Origin of the sequence: Micromonospora sp. NPDC093244 (genome assembly GCF_040683695.1) — a bacterium.
Classification (GTDB): domain Bacteria; phylum Actinomycetota; class Actinomycetes; order Mycobacteriales; family Micromonosporaceae; genus Micromonospora.
The window spans coordinates 2,091,984-2,110,858 of record NZ_JBFBEO010000001.1 but is presented as its reverse complement, the minus strand read 5'-3'; the positions used below and the strand labels follow the sequence as shown (position 1 = coordinate 2,110,858).

Genomic DNA, 18,875 nt, shown 5'->3' with positions numbered 1-18,875 from the left:
ACATCGCCGGCATGGGGCTCTGCCGCGAACTGATGCGGCGCGCCGGCATGACCTACCAGGCGACACCGCGTCCCTTCCCGGACTGGCCGTTCGACGGCATCGACGACTGGCGCAACGCCGACCAGAGCCGACGGGACGCGTACAAGGAGGCCGAACGGGCCGCTGCCGCGCAGAGCGGTCACCCGGGAGCTGGATCGTCGGTGGTGACGGGGGTCGACTCGAACTGGTTGTTCAGTTTGTCGACAGCCGTTTGCAGGCGGCCCTCCAGGCCCTCCGGCCGGTATCGTTCCGCGGCCTTCGTCGCGTAGTCGAGAAGGCCGAGGTCGAGGCCGGGCAACTGGGTGTCGCCGCGGGGTACGGACCCGTCCTCCGCGGGCCACGAGAGACGGACGAGCGGCAGAGCGAGCTTGAGGTCCTCCCGGCTCCTGCGGCGCGATCGGCTCTCCAGCAGCACGGCGCAGGCTTCCTCGACGACCTCACGGGCCGTCGCCGTCGCCGCGGAGATCGCGGACTGGAGCGCATCCCAGGATTGTCCGTGTGCGGCTACCGCATCGCGTGCCTCCTGGACCAGCCGGTCGGCGCGACTCTCCGCGTCGGCGATCCGGCGCTCGGCGTGCTCGCTGCTGTCCGCGTACGGGTTGTGCGACTGCACCTTCACCGCGATGGCGCCGATGCTCAGCAGGATGAGCAGCACCACGAAGGCGGGCTGGTAGACCGCCAGCCACTCGAACTCCGCGGCCTCGGACTGGGCCCGGACCAGCGCGGCCACGCCGAGCAGACCGAGAACCAGCGCGCCGAACAGGACCGGTCCCGGCAGCCGGGACCACGGCAGGTCGTCGTCACGGCGTTCCAGCTTCTCCGGCCGCCAGTCCCAGAAGAGCCGGCGCAGCGCCACGGCGGGGTTCAGCGGCGGCAGCTCCCGCCGCCGGCTCAGCCGCTGCCGCCGCCGCAGCAGGTGCGTCGCCAACTCGACGCCCGCCGCGTAGAGGCAGACCGCGATGCCGACACCCGGCAGGTACGCGAAGTAGAAGAGCGGATGCTTCCAGTCCACGTCGAAGATCTGCTGCATGAGGCTGCCGATGAAGGAGGCGTCGAAGAGGGCGGAGAGGCCGAGAACGAACCAGAGCAGGCGCGGATGCATGGCCCGCCGGCGGCGATCCTCGGGGCCGTCGTCGGCGTGCCTCCGTACCACCCGGTCGTTGTCGTCCAGGGCCTCGACGACGCTGCCCCGGGCTCGGAACCGGTCGACCTGATCGATCCGGGTCCGGGCCGCGTGGTAGCGGGCGACCACCTCCGCGCTAGCGGAGTTGACCGGCTCCTGGGACTGCCGCATGGAGGCGTTGCCGGCGGTGAACGCCCGCAGCAGCGCGGCCGCCTCCAGGTCGTCCGGGTTCTCCTCGTAGCGGGTCGGGCCGAGCCCGATCGGGTCGGCGGGTGCCCCGGCACACGATGCGGGAGCGACCCATCTGGGCGTGCGGCCGTTTGTCTGAATGCTGCCGTCCGTCATGGGATCCCTCACAGAGTCGTCAGCTCGCGGTGATGTCGACACGGCGCAGGCACTGCAGACCCGCGTCGGAGGTCTCGGTCGCCGGGACCGGCGTGCCGTTGAAGCAGGTCCTGGTCGCCCCCATGCCCCTGGGCTGCGGTGACCGCACCCCGTCGGCGGCGAGCGCGTCGGCGACGGCCCGCGCCCGGTTCTCGGACAGAGTCTGGTTGTCCACGTCCCCACCCCGTGGATCGGCGTACCCCTGGACCACGACTCGTGTGTAGGGACGTGATCTGATCTGCACCGCGATCGCGGTCAGCAGCGGAGCCGCCTCGGGGCGCAACGTCCACCCGCCGGTGTCGAAGAGGGCGGCGGACAAAGAGAAGGCCACCGCGTCGGTGCCGAGCCGCACCGGCGGGTCCTGAACGCTCTCGTTGGGGGCGGGAACGGTGCCGGCCGTGTCGGTGTCAGGCACCGCGACCGCCTCCGGCGTGCCGGTCGCACCCGCCGCCCCGCAGAGCGCGGCCCACAGGTCGCTCAGCCAGCGGGCCTGAGCGGTGCTGGGCATCGGCTGGTCGGCGCTGGGATGACCGACGCCGACCATGGTGACGGTGATGCCATCCAGGTCATTGCCGCCGAGTTCACCCTTCAGGCACTCCGTCACGATCGCGTCGATCTCCTGCTCGCCCCGGGACGTCGAGCGGGCCAGATCAGCGCAGCCGTGGGTCACCAGGCCATCGGTCGCCACCACCAACTCGCGGGTGGGAGCCTTCGGGTCGGCACGCAGCCAGGCGGCGGCCTGAGTGATCGCGCGCAGGACATCGGTGCCGCCGGGGCCGGGCGTCGTCTGCCGGGCCTGACGGACATCATCGGTCAGGCAGTCGGCGGCGTCGTCCCGCTTGCCCTCCAGGTTCTTCGGGTTGGTCGCCTGTTCCTTCCAGTTGGTCACCCGGGTGGTCAGGCTGAGGTTGCCGGACGGGCCACTGAACGGGGAGATGGCGACCGTCCGCTGAGCCCCGACCGCCTGCTCGAGCCTGCCGCGAAGCGCGGTCGGGTAGTCCGGGGAACCGAGACCGGACGCGGACCGGGTCGACGTCGAGACATCGACGAGAACGGCCAGCCGCCCGGCCCCGGGCTCCGGCGACTCCGCCAGCCAGCCGCACGTCGGCTTCTTCGGAGGCGGCGGGCAACCGGTCGTGACGGGCAGAGCGGCGAGGAGGGTCACGGCGCACAGCAAGGCGCTCCGTCTGGCGCCGCTCATCGGGCCGTCCCCGCTTCCTGCGGCTCGACCGGTTCACCGAAGTCGGCGAGGTGCCACTTGCCCAGGTCGATGCCCATCTGCCGACAGAACGCGCGAAGGGCCTTGTCGTACGCGTTCGCGAACTCGAACAGACCGACGCGCTCGTGATCGCGGACCGCCTGGGCGAGTACGCCGACCAGCTCGTCGTAGCGGGACCGTCGTTCGTCGGCCAGCGCGCTCGTCACCCTCGCCAGATCCGCGTCGACCAGACTCGCCGCGAACGGGACCAGGAACTGGCGCTCGTCCTTACCGAGGTCACGGAACTGCTCCAGCTCCTGGAATCCGTGCAGCCACCGCTCGGTGCGCTCGCGGACGATCTCGTCACGCGCCATCGCCAGTTGCTGTTCGATACGTCGCAGCTCGAGCGGGGCCTTCTGCTCCCGCAGCCGCGGGTCGATCGTCACCCGGATCGACGGGCGGCAGCGCAGGTCAGGGTTCGCCTTGGGCCAGCAGAACCCCCCGGCGAGCACCTCGTTGAGCAGCTTCTCGGCACCCGCCGGGTCGAGAGGGTCGAGTGACCGCGCGTGACGCCACACCGCCTGCGTTGTCCGCTGCCGTGCGATGTCCTGGTAGGCGGCCGACTCATCCTCGATCTCGTCGAGGTCGAAGTGGCGGGACGGGCTGTCCCAGCGCAACTGCACGAAGACGTGGAAGTCGTAGACGTCGCCCCGCGCCGGCACGACGACGGGGGTGTCGATCGCCGGTGGCTCGTAGACCTCCCCGGGCCCGCGAGGGGTCGACACCTCGACATCGTCTCCTGTGAGCGCCTTCCAGATACGGCTGAAGAAGCCGTCAGTCCTCGCCATCAGTTGCTCCCTGCGTCGGGGTCGGGGGTAAGTCGGTCCAGCAGCGCGGTGATGAGAACGGCGTCCGGATGGCGGTTGCGCCAGATCCGGAGATTGAAGCGGGCCCGGCTGTCGAGCGGGTCGGCGAAGATCTGCATCGCCAGTGCCTCGACCAGGGCACGGAGGTCCTTGTCCTGATCGGCGGCGAGCAGCCACCGCCGCATCGGATTCCAGGCGCGGCGGGACGTCTCGGCGTTGGTGAGCGCGTTGCGCCACAGGCTGACCAACGCCCGCTGCCATCCCCGCCGATGCTCGGCCAGCTCCGGCAGGGCCGGCCAGCCCTGCCGTTCCGCGCTGCCCGGCTGCTGAGCGAGAATCACCAGGCTCCGTACGGCGTGCTGCGGCAGGTACTCGTTCGAGGAGGCGATCCAGCTCGCCAGCTCGTCCATGACCTGGTCGGTGGCGCCGAGGAGGAACAGCGTGCTCATGGCGGCGGCGACCGAGCTGCTGGCGGCCAGCTCGGGCTGGCGACCCATCCGGGTCAGCTCTCGGATGGCCGCGGGAACGTCCTCCTGCCCCAACCGCATCCCGTAGACCCGGGCGGCCGTGTCCTGGAGCAACGGATCCGGGCTGCGCGTCCAGTCGTGCACCCGCCCGCGGACGCGTTTGCTCAGGTTCCGGTCGACATACGCCATGTCCATCGCGAACGCCGCCGAACGTCGGTACCTCGCCTGCCACCGTGCCCAGAGCAGGATCAGTGAGCGGTAGACCTGCTCGAAGTCGAACCCGGCGAGAATCCCGGTGATCTGCGCGGCGCGTAGCCGCACCTTCCAGGACGGGTTTCCGGCGAGCACCGTCAACCAGGTCATCAGGGGCTCGCGCAACGCGTCGTAGTCGTGCCAGGCGACATCGAGGATCGCGGTAATCAGCGTGTCGTCGGTCAGCTCCGCGCAGCGTGGGCCGGACCGGTGGTTGTCGTCCCGCACCGACGCCACCATCGACGGGTGGATCAGCTGATCCACGTTCCCGTCGAAGATGAGCCGGTCCGGTGGGGTTTCACGGGTCTCGTAGAGCGGCATGATCTGCTTGCTGAGCAGCTCACCGGCGAGGAAGACGTTGGACAACGGGTGACCGGCGAAGACCGCGTAGGCGATCCGGAACGCCTGACGCCGCGGGGCCGGCTGTGTCTCGTCGGAGTCGTCGGCGGCAGCCAGGATCTTCTTGGCGAGCTCGCGGGACTGGTTGTCCCACTCGGTAAGCGCCCGTTCCAGATCGTCGTTCTCATCGCCGCCGGGAGGATGAACGAGGTAGCCCTCCAGGAATTCGGCCAGTCGGACGACGTGGAAGACCGACGTGGCCAGTCGGATCCGGCGGGCCACCGCCGGATGCTCGACGACAGCGGCCTGTCGGGTCCGGTCGGGACGCTCCGCGCCCTTCGGGCGCTCGGCGGCCCGGTTCGTGTCGAGCCGCGCCTGGAGATGGCGTGCCAACACCTGCTGGTAGTCGGGGTGCTCGTGGGTGAAGGTCGCCTCGGCGACCGCGCTCTTGCGGTCGTCGAGGATCACGACGAAGGCGCCGGCGTCCCGGGCCTGCCGCCGCAGGGCATCGACCGCCCCGTCGCGCATCGGGCGGCCGGCACGGTCGATGATGAGACCGTCGCCGGCCTGCATCTCGCAGTCCTCCGCCAGCACCGAGAAGATCAGGTCGTCGTCGACCTCGACCGTGCCGATCCGGTCGGGCTGGCAGCCGACCTCGCCGAGGAGCTTGACCGCGGTGGTCCTGCGCCCGCTGCCGACGTCGCCGCAGAGCCGCACCAGATGCTCCTCGTTGAGCGTTTCCCGCATCGCGGCGAAGCCGGGTACCGGCACGTAGGTGTGCACCTGGGCGGTGACGTACCGGGCGCCGAAGAATCCGTACTGGACGGTGAAGTTCCGTCCGCCGTAGGAGACGTGGTAGACCCTCCGGTCGTAGTAGGAGGCGCGGGCATTCGTACCGGAGGCGGAGGCTCCCCGACCGGTCTTGCTCTGGTTCCGCTGGAACCACTCGCGCTGCTTCTGCTCCTCGGGGTCGTAGTCGGCCCGGTCGCCATCGTCCGCGGCACCCGGGGCGCTCGGCTTCTTTCCCTCGGTCGACCCGGCGTCGAAGCCCTCCCGGATCCGCTCGGCCACCTGTTCGTCCGCGCGCCTACCGACCACCGCCACGTCAGTCTTGTCGGCCCGGGCATCGGTGCGGTTGTCACCGCCTGTGGAACCGTTCGGAGTCGGGCCGGGCGGCAGTTCGGGAAGACGCTGGACGGGCACCCGTGGCCCTTCGGCGGCGCTCGGGGCGGCGGGCTCCGCCGCAGGCTGCTCCGGGCTCTCCGGCGCAGTGCCCGTCACGTGGCCGTTGGCGGCCTGGTCGGGAGTGTCAGGCACGTCGCTCACTCGTCCTCCCAGGGCTGCGCCGGTCGCCTGCCGCGAGGGCTCGAACGGTTGTCGTTGTAGGTGGCCGAAGCGTTGTCTCCGGCGGCTGCGGCGCCTCGATTGGTTTTCGCGGAGTTCGTCGTGTTCGTGCTGGTGCCCCCCTGGTCCGGCCGCTGCCGAACCGGGATGTGCTCGCGGAGGACCGCGACGATCTCCGCGAGGTCGTTGTCCGCCTCCCGGGACCGGAGGTGTCGGAACTGGAACTCCGTCAGGTCGGCGATGTCCGAGGGAAGGTCCTGCGCCTTCGGCAGGGAGGCGCCGTCGAGCAGCACCGGCAGCACGATCTTCTTCCACTTGATGGATTTACGGATCTCGTAGCGTACGTAGTCTTTCCGGTTGTCGATCCTGCGGTTTCCTTCGGAGTCCTGAAGGTCGAGCCATTGCCGACCGATGAGGACGAGCAGGACGCGACTGTCTCGCAGGCGGTCCTTCAACTCGCGCGGAAACTGCTGCCCCGCCGGCAACCCCGTGGAGTCGAGAAAGACCCGTTCCTTGCCGAACACGTCCCGCAGTCGCTCGTTGAGCAGGGCGGCCATGTCCTGTCCGTCGCCGGTCCGATAGTTGATGAATACGCCAGTCATTCAGTCCGCCTCTCGGCTGGGACCGCACGTATTCGGCGCTGCGTATGCGACGCCATCGTCGTGGAAGCAGCGGCGCGAGGGGTGCGGAAAAAGCGGCAGGTTCGTCACTCAAGCGAATGTCGCTGGTTGCGAATCAGAGTTTCATCGAACGCCGCGGCAAAGCAATGGCGTTTCCCTCCACCGTTTGGTCGGACAACGGGACACCGAGGGTTACGCCGGGGGTTACTTTCCGCCAGAGTGCAGGACGAGGGTCAGGTCGTCGTTCACCCGGCGGACCTCCGCGACGTCGCGCCAGCGACCGAGGGTCCTTTTCAACAGGCGCAGATCGACCCGGACGGTCGCCGAGTCGACCGGATGGGCCGCGGCGATCGTCCGCTCAGCCACCGCGCAGGCGTGATCCAGCTGTCGCACGCTGGCCAACGCCAGCGCGAGTCGGGCACCGTACCGGGCCTGAGCCCGGAACGCCTCAGATGGGATCGCTTCGAACTCCGGCATGAGCGCCTCGGCCGCTCTGGCCGGCTTACCCAGGTCCAGGAGGCACCATCCCCGGACGAACGGCAGGGGACTGCGGACGGTGCTCGACCCCAGGGGCGGGGTTTCCCCGGCCGCCTGTTCGCCTGTGGGATCGGTCAGTTCCTCGGCCTGGTCGAGCGCGCGCAGGCAGGCGTTCTCGTCGCCGGCGAGGGCATGCCCCTGCGCGATGCGCTGCCACGCGAAGGCGCGGACCCGCCTGCCGGTCGCCCGGGCCAGCGCCTCGTGACCAGAGGCGAGTACCCCTACCGCATCCTGCCGGTAGAGCGCGATCTCGGCGGCACGCACGGAGGCGTACCCGCTCATGTCGGCGTCGTCGCCGGCCTCGGCGAGGTCGACAGCGAGCGTCGTCCACCACGTGGAGGTCCGATCGTCGCCGTTCTCCTGGGCCATCCAGCCGGCGTACTCGGCGAAGCGGGAGGCCAGCAGGAACGCGCGAGCCCGATCGGGCCCAGATGCCCGCGCGCCGCGTCCCCGCAGAGCGCTCGCCGCGGCGGCGACCTGCGGGAAGACCTCCGCCGGAGCGCTGCTCTGGCCGAGCGCACGGAGATTGGCCAACTGTCGTCGGTACGGGTCGAGGCCATCGTGGACGATCTCGGTACGCGCCGTGACGGGCATGGGCCCGGCGGTCCAGGACATCATCGCGACCGTCCCGGAGGCGAGCAACGTGCGTCGGCTGATCGCCTGGAACTCGCCTGATCCGTCCGGGCGTGTGTGAATGGTCAATCCCTCGTCCCTCCCATCCGGTCCGGAGTCGTCGTCACCGGTCGCGGGTGTGCGGCGTGGCGAGACGAGCCGGAGCAGGGCGCCGTCGGCGGCGAGGAACGCGTCGCAGAGACGAGCCACCTCATGGCTCGGCCTCTTGTGTCCGGACTCGAGCTTCGAGAGGTAACCCTTGGTGTAATTGATCCCTCGGGCGAGATCGCTCAGCGAGCGTTGCGCCGCCAGGCGGCGCTGACGCAGCTCTGTGCCGAAATTATGCAGACCGGTCGGCTGCTGTTCCATGGCTGGCACCCCGTTTCCGTCGCGCATTCGGGGAAGTGTGAGGGCAACGGTATCGGTACCGTGCAGCGGGAGCGAGAGACTTCAACCGGTCGGCGAACAGGTTCGGCTCATCTGGTGAACGCGAGGTAGAGGCCGACGCCAAGAATCGCCAGGACGGACGATCCGTAGATCAGAACGATAGACGGACTGCGGAGTGCGCCGGCCACATCGGCAATTCGCGTCCTCTCAATGGTCAATATCCAACTGGCTGTCGTCTGGCCGACAGCATCGCGGTAGAGGGCACGGTACGCGCGTTCGAGGCAGAGATAGTAGGCATCGAGGACCGCGAAGGCGACAATGACGTAGAACGCGATGAACACCACGACGATGGTGTCTGCCTTTGCGCCGAACCCGAGCAGTGCCGCGGTCACGGTCACGCACCAGGTCTTCACCGCAGTTGACTGGGTCGACAACCGGGTGATCACGGACTGGATCATCTGCAGATATGCTTCCTCAGCCACTGCACGATTGTGTCAGTCGCGATCAACCCAAGCCATCCACCTTCACGGATCAACGAGATCCAGGATGCCCCGTGGGCTGCGAGTCTAGGAGCAGATGCCGGGTGGGTCGTTGGGGTCGATGGTGATGCCGAGGTCGGTGCAGGAGAAGGAGCTGCCTTGGCTGTGGATGCGCCAGCCGTGGGTGGGGGTGTGGCGGAAGAGGTAGGCGCCGTCGCCCTGCTGGTCGGGGTCCCATCCGGTGGCCCAGCCTTTCCAGCACTGCACCCGGTCGGGGTTGATGCGGTAGCCCTCGGGCAGGCCGGGCACCCGGTTCAGCGTCGCGGCCGTGACCGGGCAGCCTGTCGCCGAGGCTGTCGTCGCCGCCGGTGCCGATGGTCGGGAGGTCACGGTGGCCGGCGGTGGGCTGACGGTGGTCGGCGCGGCGACCGTGCCGGGCGACGCCGGGGATGATCCGGCGGCGGGTTGACCGGTGGCGCAGCCGGCGGCGGTGACCGCGACGAGGGCGGCGGGTACGAGAACGCGGCGTCCGAAGGAGAGGCTCATACCTGGTGACAGGCCTCCCGGACCGGAAACGTTGCCATCCGACCGGAAAAGTTTCTGGGCCCGTCTACGTCGCCCGACCGCCGGGCTGGTCGGGGCGCTGGCGGGCGAAGGCGTCCGTGAGCCCCCAGCGGCCCGGGATGTCCAGCAGGGCGATCCGATTGAAGGCGGACGGCAGCGCCGGGTCGACGGCGAGGTGGTCCTCGTGCGGGTTGATGCCGAGCATCGTGCGGATGAGCAGCATGCACGCGCCGCTGGACCAGGCCTGTGGGCTGCCGGCGGTCGGGTACCGCACCGGGTAGCGGGTGGTGTGCCTGTCGAAGCCACCGAACGCCTCCGGCAGTCGGCCCTGGAAGTAGGTGGCGGCCGACAGGATGCCCTCGGCGATCCGGGCCGCCTCGGCGCTGAACCCGTACCGGCGCAGGCCCCACGCGATGAACGAGTTGTCGAACGGCCAGACCGTGCCGGTGTGGTAGCCGAGCGGGTTGTAGCGGCCCTGCCCCTCGGCGAACGTCCGCACACCCCAGCCGGAGAACAGCGCCGGGCCCATCAGGTGTTCGGCGATCTGCGCGGCCCGCTCGCGCGGCACGATGCCGCTCCACAGCAGGTGCCCGATGTTCGACGAGAGGCTGTCGACGGGAGTGCCGTCGTGGTCCAGGGCCAGCGCGTAGTAGCCCCGGTCGTCGAGCCAGAAGTCCTCGTTGAAGCGTTCGTACAGGGCCGCCGCCTGACGTTCCAGCCGGTTGGCGTAGTCGGGATCGCCCCAGACGGTACGTGCCAGCCGCGCGCCTCGGATCTTGGCGTCGTACGCGTACCCCTGGGTTTCGCAGGTGGCCCGGGGGAAGCCCGGCAGCCGTCCGTCGGCGTACGAGATGCTGTCCCAGGAGTCCTTCCAGCACTGGTTGTCCAGGCCGGTGGCGCGGTTGCGCCGCTCGTACCAGACGTAGCCCGTCGCGTTGAGGTCCGCGTACCTGTCGATCCACTCCAGGGCGGCGCGGGCCTCCTGCTCCAACTCGACGACGAGCGCCCGGTCGCCGCTCCAGCGTTCGTACTCGTCGAGCAGCACCACGAACAGCGGTGAGGCGTCGACGGTGCCGTAGTAGGGGGAGTGGGGCTGCTCCTCGAACGCTGCCGACTCGCCGTAGCGCAGCTCGTGCAGGATCCGGCCCGGGTCCTCCTCCAGGACGTCGTCGGTGCGGGCGCCCTGCAGGGAGGCCAGGATCCGCAGGGTCGGCGGGGCCAGCGACGGGGTGACGGCGAGGGTCTGGAGGCAGGTCAGCAGGCTGTCGCGGCCGAACAGGGTCATGAACCAGGGCAGGCCGGCGGCGGGCACCGCGGCGCCGCTGAGCGAGAGCGGGGAGAAGCGCAGCGCCGCCAGGTCCACCAGGCTGCGCTGGTACACCTGCTGGAGGCTGCTGCTGTCGGTGTCCAGCGTCGGGGCCTGGGCGACCCATTCGCGGACGCTGTCGGGCAGTGTGGACTCGTCCGGGCGCAGCAGCCGCAGGGGTGTGCGCAGGTCGACGCCGTCCGGGCGCAGCGCCCGCATGACCACGTGCAAGCGGGTCGACCACTGCTGACCGGAGCCGAGTCGGGTGGTGAACCGCAGGCCGCGAGGGTCGAAGGTGGCCGGCTCGCTCGCCGTCAGAGAAACCTGGCGGTGGTACGTGCCGCGCCGGTAGCCGAGCCGCAACTCGTCCGGCTCGACCTCGCTGTAGTAGCTGCCGACCTTGTCCTCGATGTCGAATTTAATCTCGAAGATGTCGGCGAAGTCGGCCACCACCTCGAGCCGTACGTCGAGGTCCAGATCATGGTCGCCGTAGTTGAAGAAGGTCAGGGACTCGGTCAGGTCCGGACCGATGCGCCGGCGGCGGATCGCCGACACGTCGGCCTGCACGTAGTCGACAGCCCCGCCCGGCACGACGAAGAACGTCACCTCGTAGTACTGGCTGTCGTCCACGGACAGCGCGGTCAACCGCTCCCCGTTGACGGTCAGCACCCAGCGGGACAGAAAGCGCGTGTCGGCGGAGAACAGGCCGACCGGCGTGGAGGCCGACGCCTCGACGTCGCCGCTGGCGTCGGACACGATGAACGTGTTCCCGTCGATACACGACACCGTGCCCGGGATGTCCCTCATCGTGGTCTTCCCGGATTGGGACCGCTCGGCGCCGGCGCCTCCGGCGCTCGCGGGAACAACCGCCCGATCCGCAACGCCAGGCCGAGGTCGCCGTCGACCAGGATCTCCCCCCGGGTGATCGCCGCCAGGCCGTTCACCTCGCCGCGGGCCATCGCGTCCGCGACCTGCGCGGACACCCGGATGACGGTGGTGGCGGGATCCGGGCTCCTCGTCACCCGCATCCGGCCGTGATCAATACTCAGGAACCATTGGTCGAGGTGGTCTCCGTCCCGGATGTCGAAGCGGACGCTCCCACACACCTTGCTGAAGCGTGGATCCTCGCCGGCATCGGTCAGCCGCTCGAAGAACATGCTTGTCGCAGTCATCCCGACCTCCCGGCGACGGCAGAAGCGCCTGTCGGCTACCCGGCGGCGGTCACTGTTAACTCGTCCCGGCGACCGGTGCCTCCCGGCCCTCGCCGAATGTGCGGATCAACCCGCGGAACCTGCCCACATCGGCTGTTCTGCCCCGAACCGGGCACACACGTCCCGTGTACGACATAGCGTCACGGGGGCGGCGGACCGCCGCCGCTCCGCCGGTTGGCCGGCGGGCACGTCCACCGGGAGGGACCGGGCATGAGCCGTACCGACACTGTTCTCCTGCCGGAGCTGGACGGGCCGGTGTCGACGACGCTGCCCAGGACGCTCGGCCTGCTGAGCCTGGCCCTGGGCGTCGGCGCCCTGGTCGCCCCCGGACCCCTCGCGCGCCTGACCGGGGTGGACGACTCCCCGGCCGCGCGGGCCGTGCTCCCAGCCGTCGGCCTGCGTGAACTGGGCAGCGCCGCCGGGCTGCTCAGCCGCCGTCGCCCCGCCGGCTGGGCCTGGAGCAGGGTGGCCGGTGACGCCATGGACCTCACGCTGCTCGGACGAGCACTCGCCGACCGCGGTGGTGAACGTCGCCGCCGGGTCGCGCTGACCACCGTCGCCATCGCTGGCATCACCGCCGTCGACATGCTGGCGGCCGTACGCCTCGGGCGGGCCCTGCGGGCCCGGTCCCGGATGATCCGGGTGGGGATCGCGGTGACGGTGAACCGGTCGCCCGCCGAGGCGTACCGGTTCTGGCGGGACATGGAGAACCTGCCCCGGTTCATGGCGCACCTGGAGTCGGTGCACGCCGACGACCTGCGCCGCTCGCACTGGATCGCCCGAGGCCCGGCCGGCCACCGCGTCGAGTGGGACGCCGAGATCATCGACGACCAGCCGAACAAGTCGATCACCTGGCGTTCGCTGCCGGGCAGCCGGGTGCCCAACGCCGGGCGGGTCGCGTTCGTGCCCGCCCCCGGCGACCGGGGCACCGAGGTGCGGGTGCACCTGCGCTACGCGCCGCCCGCCGGGGCGCTCGGTCGGACTGTGGCGAAGATGTTCGGCGAGGAGCCCGCGCAGCAGGTCCGCGACGACCTGCGCCGGTTCAAGCAGGTCCTGGAGGCCGGCGAGGTGGTCCGCTCCGAGGGCAGCCCCAACGGCATCTCCGTACGCCAGCAGGCCATGCAGCGTCCCGCGCAGCCGTTGCCGGCGTCCCGTCGCTGACCCGCCCGACCGTCGAAAGGGACCACGATGAAGGCCACCGCCTGGATGGGCACCGACAGCGTCAAGGTGATCGACGTGCCCGACCCGACGATCATGAACGCGCGGGACGCCATCGTCCGGATCAGCACCACCGCGATCTGCGGCTCCGACCTGCACCTCTACCACGGGTACATCCCCGCCATGCGCAAGGGCGACATCCTCGGCCACGAGTTCATGGGCGAGGTGGTGGAGGTCGGCCCGCAGGTACGCAATCTCAAACCCGGCGACCGGGTGGTCGTACCCTTCCCGATCGCCTGCGGGCACTGCTCCTCGTGTCAGCGTGGCCTCTACTCGGTCTGCGAGAACTCGAACCCCAACGCCGGCATCGCCGAGAAGATCATGGGCCACTCGCCGGCCGGCATCTTCGGCTACTCCCACCTGCTCGGCGGGTACGCCGGCGGCCAGGCCGAGTACGCGCGGGTGCCGTTCGCCGACGTCGGCCCGCTCAAGGTGCCCGACGAGGTCCCCGACGAGCAGGCGGTCATGCTCGCCGACGTGTTCCCGACCGGCTACATGGGCGCCGAGATGTGCGACATCAAACCCGGCCAGGTGATCGCCGTGTGGGGCGCCGGGCCGGTCGGGCTGCTCGCCGCCGCCAGCGCCCGGCTGCTCGGTGCCGAGCGGGTGATCGTCATCGACCGGTACCCGTACCGGCTGCGGCTGGCCGAACAGCACGCCGGCGCCGAGACGATCAACTACGAAGAGGACGACGTGCTCGACACGCTCAACGAGCTGACCGCCGGCCGGGGGCCGGACGCCTGCATCGACGCCGTCGGCCTGGAGGGCCACCACGGCAACGCCGCGATGTACGCGTACGACCGGGCCAAGCAGGCCACCCGGACCGAGACCGAGCGGCCGTTCGCGCTGCGTCAGGCGATCCTGGCCTGCCGATCCGGAGGGGTGGTCTCGGTCGTCGGCGCGTACGGCGGCTTCGTCGACAAGTTCCCGATGGGCGCCTTCATGAACAGGTCCCTGATCATGCGAACCGGTCAGTGCCACGTGCAGCGCTACACCCGGCCGCTGCTGGACCGGATCCGGCGCGGCGAGATCGACCCGAGCTTCATCGTCAGCCACCGGATGCCGCTGCGCGACGCCCCGAAGGGCTACAAGATCTTCCAGAAGAAGCAGGACGACTGTACGAAGGTGCTGCTCTCGGTCTGATCGGTGCGGTGCGGCGCGTCAGTTCCAGAGGGCACTCACTACCATTGCCGAGCCCTGCCAGTGTGGTGCGGGCCTGCGAGTTCCGGGCCGGCCGGTGGCGCGACGGGTATCTTTACAGCCGGCTGCGCGACGATCCGCCGCCCGAAGCGCTCGCCGGGACGTGATCCCCGGGAAGGGGACACCAGTGCCGGTCTACCGCCACCCAGGCACCGTCATCACCGACCACCGTTTCCCGGTGCCGCTCGACCACGGCGACCCGGCCGGAGAGCGGATCGAGGTGTACGCCCGCGAGGTCGTGGCCACCGCGAAGCAACACGAGTCGCTGCCGTGGCTGCTCTTCCTCCAGGGCGGCCCCGGTGGCCGCTCACCCCGTCCGGTGGGCCGGGACGGCTGGCTGGACCGGGCGTTGGACGACTACCGGGTGCTGTTGCTGGACCAGCGGGGCACCGGCCGCTCGACCCCCGCCGACCGGCACACCCTGCCGCCGCGCGGCGACGCGGCCGCCCAGGCCCGGTACCTGGCGCACTTTCGAGCCGACTCGATCGTGCGGGACTGCGAACTGATCCGGCGGGACCTTCTCGGCGACGACGGCCGGTGGAGTCTGCTCGGCCAGAGCTACGGCGGCTTCTGCACCCTCACCTACCTGTCGTACGCGCCGCACGGCGTCCGCGAGGCCTTCGTGACCGGCGGCCTGCCCGGTCTGCGCAGCACCGTCGAAGACGTCTACCGGGCCGCCTACCCGCGGGTGCGGCGCAAGGTCGAGGCGCACTACGCCCGCTACCCGCAGGACGTCGAGATCATCCGGGACGTCGCGCGGTACCTGCGGGAGCGGGAGGTGCGCCTGCCCGGCGGTGGACTGCTGACCGTCGAGGCGTTCCAGGCCATCGGCATCCTGCTGGGCACCGGCAACGGCTCGCACACCCTGCACTACCTCCTCGAAGACGCCTTCCTGCCCGGGATGCCCGGCCGGCAGCTCTCCGACAGTTTCCTCGCCGAGATCCAGGGCCACCTGTCGTACGCGAGCCGCCCGCTCTACGCCCTGCTGCACGAGTCGATCTACGGCCAGCGTTCGGTGACGCCGCGCGCCACGGGCTGGGCGGCCGAGACGGTGCGGGCCGAGTTCCCGCAGTTCGACGCCGACCGGGCGTTGGCGGCGGACCGACCGGTGCTGCTGACCGGCGAAATGATCTACCCGTGGACCGTCGCCACCGATCCGGCGCTGGCCCCGCTGGGCGAGACGGCGGAGCTGCTGGCCCGCCGTACCGACTGGCCTGACCTGTACGACCCGGACCAGCTGGCCCGCAACGAGGTGCCGGTCGCCGCCGCGATCTACCACGACGACATGTACGTGGACACCGCCGACTCGGAGACCACCGCGCGGGCGGTGCGCGGCCTGCGCCCCTGGATCACCAACGAGTACGAGCATGACGGTCTGCGGGTCAGCGGAGGCCGCGTCCTCGACCGGCTGATCCGACTGGTACGCGACGAGATCTGACGCCCTGCCGGCTCCCGGCCGGACCGTCCGGGTCGGCGCGTGACCCCGTTTGTGCTCAGGGAGCCGGGGAACCCGCCCTGTTCGTCCGCCGGCAGGCCGACCGCCGGTCGCGGAGACGGAAGGGAGCGGATCATGGAGTACGAGCAGATGATCGCCACGGTCCGGCAGCGCGCCGGCCTGGGGGAGAACGAGGCCGTACGGTCCGTACAGGCCGTCCTGTCGGTGCTCGGCGAACGACTCGCCGGGCAGGAGGCCGACCACCTGGCGGCACAGCTGCCGGATCCGCTGGACGGATCCGTCACCCGCAACCCGCAGGGCCGCCGGTGGGACGTCGGCGAGTTCCTCAAACACGTAGGCGACCGCGAGCAGGTCGCGAACGCGGACCAGGTGCGTCAACACGCCCAGGCGGTGCTGCGGACCGTCGCCGAGGCGCTCGACGACGACGAGCGGCACGACCTGCTCGCCCAGCTGCCCGCCGGCATCATCGACCTCTTCGGCGTGCCCACCCCACGCGGCTGAGCACCGCCACGCCACGACCGGCGCGGATGACGGGTCGGTCCCCGCTGGCGCGCCGGTCGAGCCGCACGGTCAGCGGGGGCGGACGCCGGCCTCCACCGTCAGGGTCCCGGCTTCGGCGTCGATCGTGGCCCTCGCGCCGAGGGGAACGGTGAGCTGCCCGTCGCCGTGCCCCAGTCGTAGCCCGCCCAGGACCGGCACACCAAGGTCGTACAGGCGGTCCTTCAGCACCGACGCCGCGTCCCACTCGCCTGGTTCACCGACGCTGTTGGTGATCTGCCCGATGACCACCCCGGCGACCCTGCGCAGCACGCCCATCCGGCGCAACTCGGTGAGCATCATGTCGATGCTGTACGGAGCCTCGTCCACGTCCTCGAAGAACAGGATCGCGTCGTCGAAGTCCGGCGCGTCTCCCGCACCGAGCGACGTGGAGATCAACGTCAGGCAGCCGCCGAGCAGCAGCCCCGACGCCCGTCCCGGCACCACGACGGAGGCGGCGGTCTCGGCCGGATCCCTGGTGATCGTGACGGGTGCGGTGGTCATCACCGCCCTGCGTAGCGCCTCGGCCGACTCGGGGCCGGTGCGACTGTCGTTCCAGTTGACCATCGGGCCGTAGAAGGTGGCCAGCCCGGTCTCACGCCACAGCTTGCCGTGGATGCTTGTGATGTCGCTGAAGCCGACGACCACCCGGGGATCCCGGCGGAGACCGGAGAGGTCGATCCGATCCACGATCCGCTGCGTGCCGTAACCGCCGCGAGCGGCGAAGACAGCATGGACTCCGGGGTCGTTGAGCGCGGCGTTCAGGTCGGCGAGCCGCTCCGCGTCAGTGCCGGCCAGATAGCCGTACCTGGTGAAGACGTGCCTGCCCAGCTCGACCTCCAGGCCCCAGCTGCGCAGGATCTCGATGCCGCGGGCCATGTTCGTGGGGTCGGGGGTGCTGCCGGGCGACACGACCCGCACCCGGTCGCCGGGGGCCAGCGCCGGTGCCCGCAGGACGCGCCTCGCGCCACGGGGAGCGGCCTGGGCGGGCGCGGCCTGGGCGCTGCCGACGAGCACGGCGGCGCCGCCGGCCGCAGCTCCCATCCGCAGTACGTGTCGACGGGACAGGGGTGCTCGCGCGGGAATCTCTGTCGGGGTGGGGTCTGTTCCGGAAGTGGCCACAGGCGTCCCTTTCATCGTCAGCAGAGCGATGTCCGAGTTGCCACAGCCTACGACGATGTTCGATTCGTCAGGGGGTCCACAGAGGACGCTGGGCGCCTAGGGGATCGGCCACTCGTGCACCGGCCGGTTGCTGTGCATCAGGTCCACGTAGTGCCGGACCACCTCGCGCAGCGCCGCCGGACGGTCCAGGTGGTCGGCCGACTCCAACCGGTGCAGGGTCTCCACCTGCCAGGTCGCGCCGTTGCGGCCGGTCAGGCAGCGCTGCTCGACGATGCCGAGCAGCCGGTCCCGTTCAGCCGGGTCGAGCCCCCACCGGTCCAGGCCGTGATGCGCCATCGGCAGCAGCCGACGCAGCACCAGCTCGGTCACCGGCAGGTAGCCGAGGCCGGGCCAGAACACCTGCGCGTCGATGCCGTACCGGGCGCAGCTGGTGAAGTTCTCCTCCGCGGCGCTGAACGACATCTGCGACCACAGTGGCCGGTCCGACTCGGCCAGGGCGCGCACCAACCCGAAGTAGAAGGCGCCGTTGGCGATGGTGTCCAGCACGGTGGGGCCGGCCGGAAGCACCCGGTTCTCCACCCGCAGGTGCGGCCGGCCCCGCGACACGTCGTACACCGGGCGGTTCCACCGGTAGACGGTGCCGTTGTGCAGCCGCAGTTCCGCGAGGTTCGGCACCTCACCGGCGGCGAGGGCCTGCGCCGGGTCCTCCGGGTCGCAGACCGGGAGCAGCGCCGGGAAGTAGCGGACGTTCTCCTCGAACAGGTCGAACACGTTGGTGATCCACCGTTCGCCGAACCAGACTCTGGGGCGTACCCCCTGGGCCTTGATCTCCTCCGACCGGGTGTCGGTGGCCTGCTGGAACAGCGGGATGCGGGTTTCGCGCCACAGCTCGCGGCCGAAGAGCAGCGGCGAGTTCGCGCCGACCGCGACCTGGATGCCGGCGATCGTCTGGGCGGCGTTCCAGTAGTCGGCGAACTGCGCCGGGCTGACCTGGAGGTGGAACTGGGTGCTGGTGCAGGCCGCCTCCGGGGTGATCGTGTCGGCGGTCACCGCCAGCCGCTCCACCCCGCTGATCGCGATCGGCAGGTCCTCCCCACGGGCCGCGAAGATCTGCTCGTTGAGCAGCGCGTACCTGGGGTTCGCGGAGAGCGTCTCGGCGGTCAGGTGCTCCGGGCGCAGCGTCGGAAGGATGCCGATCATCACCATGTGCGCACCGATCGACCGGGCCTTCTCCTCGGCGGCGTTGAGGCTCGCCCGCACGTCCTGCTCGAAGGCCGCGGTGCCGGTGCCGGTCAACCGCCTCGGCGGCACGTTGATCTCGACGTTGAACTGGCCCAGCTCGGTCTGGAACAGCGGGTCGGACACGGCGGCCAGGACGTCCGCGTTGCGCATCGCCGGCATCGAGGCGTCGTCGACCAGGTTCAGCTCGATCTCCAGCCCGGTCATCGGCCGGTCGATGTCGAAGCGCGACTCGCGCAGCATCTCGGCGAAGACGTCGAGGCAGAGGCGGACCTTCTCGCGGTAGCGGGCCCGGTCCTCCCGACTGAAGGTTCGTACGCCGACGTCCTCGCCCATGGTCACCACCCTGTCACCGCTGGTTCCTCCCAACCTCGC

At 70.5% G+C, this 18,875-nt stretch carries 16 protein-coding genes; 4 read left to right on the top strand and 12 right to left on the bottom strand.

Features of this window, described 5'->3' with window-relative positions; all coding sequences use genetic code 11:
- Window positions 1–178 precede the first annotated feature (178 nt).
- From AB0N27_RS09570 to AB0N27_RS09525, 10 genes are all read right to left on the bottom strand, one after another.
- Window positions 179–1,507, bottom strand: a complete 1,329-nt coding sequence (locus AB0N27_RS09570; protein WP_364365688.1) for a hypothetical protein — start codon at window positions 1,505–1,507, stop codon at window positions 179–181.
- A 19-nt stretch (window positions 1,508–1,526) separates the two neighbouring features.
- Complete coding sequence (locus AB0N27_RS09565; RefSeq protein WP_364365685.1) at window positions 1,527–2,747, bottom strand: OmpA family protein; 1,221 nt, start codon at window positions 2,745–2,747, stop codon at window positions 1,527–1,529.
- Entirely contained in the window at window positions 2,744–3,592 is an 849-nt protein-coding gene (locus AB0N27_RS09560) for a hypothetical protein (RefSeq protein WP_364365682.1), read from the bottom strand. The genes AB0N27_RS09565 and AB0N27_RS09560 overlap by 4 nt, the downstream gene beginning before the upstream one ends.
- Window positions 3,592–5,994: a hypothetical protein gene (locus AB0N27_RS09555; RefSeq protein ID WP_364365679.1), complete on the bottom strand. Its 2,403-nt coding sequence runs from the start codon at window positions 5,992–5,994 to the stop codon at window positions 3,592–3,594. Before AB0N27_RS09555 ends, AB0N27_RS09560 begins: the two co-directional genes overlap by 1 nt.
- Window positions 5,991–6,614, bottom strand: coding sequence for a TIR domain-containing protein (locus AB0N27_RS09550; protein ID WP_364365676.1), 624 nt, complete (start codon window positions 6,612–6,614; stop codon window positions 5,991–5,993). Before AB0N27_RS09550 ends, AB0N27_RS09555 begins: the two co-directional genes overlap by 4 nt.
- Window positions 6,615–6,836: 222 nt before the next feature.
- A complete protein-coding gene (locus tag AB0N27_RS09545) occupies window positions 6,837–8,150 on the bottom strand; it encodes a helix-turn-helix transcriptional regulator (protein WP_364365673.1) in 1,314 nt (437 codons plus the stop codon).
- Window positions 8,151–8,257: 107 nt separating this feature from the next.
- The gene (locus AB0N27_RS09540) at window positions 8,258–8,650 is read right to left on the bottom strand and encodes a hypothetical protein (protein ID WP_364365670.1); all 393 of its coding nucleotides are present in this window, start codon (window positions 8,648–8,650) and stop codon (window positions 8,258–8,260) included.
- 84 nt (window positions 8,651–8,734) lie between these two features.
- Window positions 8,735–9,193, bottom strand: coding sequence for a hypothetical protein (locus AB0N27_RS09535; protein ID WP_364365667.1), 459 nt, complete (start codon window positions 9,191–9,193; stop codon window positions 8,735–8,737).
- 64 nt (window positions 9,194–9,257) lie between these two features.
- Window positions 9,258–11,315, bottom strand: coding sequence for a glycogen debranching N-terminal domain-containing protein (locus AB0N27_RS09530; RefSeq protein WP_364366178.1), 2,058 nt, complete (start codon window positions 11,313–11,315; stop codon window positions 9,258–9,260).
- 5 nt (window positions 11,316–11,320) lie between these two features.
- Window positions 11,321–11,689 carry an SCP2 sterol-binding domain-containing protein gene (locus AB0N27_RS09525; protein ID WP_364365664.1) on the bottom strand — a complete coding sequence of 123 codons (369 nt, stop codon included), beginning with the start codon at window positions 11,687–11,689 and terminating at the stop codon, window positions 11,321–11,323.
- A 249-nt stretch (window positions 11,690–11,938) separates the two neighbouring features.
- On the opposite strand from AB0N27_RS09525, the gene AB0N27_RS09520 reads away from it, so the two are divergent.
- The 4 genes from AB0N27_RS09520 (at window position 11,939) to AB0N27_RS09505 (ending at window position 16,103) form a co-directional block, all read left to right on the top strand.
- Window positions 11,939–12,889, top strand: a complete 951-nt coding sequence (locus AB0N27_RS09520; protein ID WP_364365661.1) for an SRPBCC family protein — start codon at window positions 11,939–11,941, stop codon at window positions 12,887–12,889.
- A gap of 27 nt (window positions 12,890–12,916) precedes the next feature.
- Complete coding sequence (locus AB0N27_RS09515; protein ID WP_364365658.1) at window positions 12,917–14,089, top strand: zinc-dependent alcohol dehydrogenase; 1,173 nt, start codon at window positions 12,917–12,919, stop codon at window positions 14,087–14,089.
- 184 nt (window positions 14,090–14,273) lie between these two features.
- Window positions 14,274–15,584 (top strand): alpha/beta fold hydrolase, encoded by a 1,311-nt coding sequence (locus AB0N27_RS09510; RefSeq protein ID WP_364365655.1) that lies wholly within the window; start codon window positions 14,274–14,276, stop codon window positions 15,582–15,584.
- A gap of 132 nt (window positions 15,585–15,716) precedes the next feature.
- The gene (locus tag AB0N27_RS09505) at window positions 15,717–16,103 is read left to right on the top strand and encodes a DUF2267 domain-containing protein (RefSeq protein ID WP_357986947.1); all 387 of its coding nucleotides are present in this window, start codon (window positions 15,717–15,719) and stop codon (window positions 16,101–16,103) included.
- A gap of 69 nt (window positions 16,104–16,172) precedes the next feature.
- Here AB0N27_RS09505 and AB0N27_RS09500 read toward each other — a convergent pair whose 3' ends face one another.
- Window positions 16,173–17,183, bottom strand: coding sequence for an LD-carboxypeptidase (locus tag AB0N27_RS09500; RefSeq protein ID WP_364365651.1), 1,011 nt, complete (start codon window positions 17,181–17,183; stop codon window positions 16,173–16,175).
- Between the two features lie 174 nt (window positions 17,184–17,357).
- Complete coding sequence (locus AB0N27_RS09495; RefSeq protein WP_364365648.1) at window positions 17,358–18,836, bottom strand: glutamate--cysteine ligase; 1,479 nt, start codon at window positions 18,834–18,836, stop codon at window positions 17,358–17,360.
- Between the last annotated feature and the right edge of the window lie 39 nt (window positions 18,837–18,875).

Coding starts and splice junctions, on each gene's coding strand:
- AB0N27_RS09570 (WP_364365688.1), bottom strand. CDS start 1,507: ATGACGGACGGCAGCATTCAGACAAACGGCCGCACGCCCAGATGGGTC.
- AB0N27_RS09565 (WP_364365685.1), bottom strand. CDS start 2,747: ATGAGCGGCGCCAGACGGAGCGCCTTGCTGTGCGCCGTGACCCTCCTC.
- AB0N27_RS09560 (WP_364365682.1), bottom strand. CDS start 3,592: ATGGCGAGGACTGACGGCTTCTTCAGCCGTATCTGGAAGGCGCTCACA.
- AB0N27_RS09550 (WP_364365676.1), bottom strand. CDS start 6,614: ATGACTGGCGTATTCATCAACTATCGGACCGGCGACGGACAGGACATG.
- AB0N27_RS09545 (WP_364365673.1), bottom strand. CDS start 8,150: ATGGAACAGCAGCCGACCGGTCTGCATAATTTCGGCACAGAGCTGCGT.
- AB0N27_RS09535 (WP_364365667.1), bottom strand. CDS start 9,193: ATGAGCCTCTCCTTCGGACGCCGCGTTCTCGTACCCGCCGCCCTCGTC.
- AB0N27_RS09525 (WP_364365664.1), bottom strand. CDS start 11,689: ATGACTGCGACAAGCATGTTCTTCGAGCGGCTGACCGATGCCGGCGAG.
- AB0N27_RS09520 (WP_364365661.1), top strand. CDS start 11,939: ATGAGCCGTACCGACACTGTTCTCCTGCCGGAGCTGGACGGGCCGGTG.
- AB0N27_RS09515 (WP_364365658.1), top strand. CDS start 12,917: ATGAAGGCCACCGCCTGGATGGGCACCGACAGCGTCAAGGTGATCGAC.
- AB0N27_RS09505 (WP_357986947.1), top strand. CDS start 15,717: ATGGAGTACGAGCAGATGATCGCCACGGTCCGGCAGCGCGCCGGCCTG.
- AB0N27_RS09500 (WP_364365651.1), bottom strand. CDS start 17,183: ATGGGAGCTGCGGCCGGCGGCGCCGCCGTGCTCGTCGGCAGCGCCCAG.
- AB0N27_RS09495 (WP_364365648.1), bottom strand. CDS start 18,836: ATGGGCGAGGACGTCGGCGTACGAACCTTCAGTCGGGAGGACCGGGCC.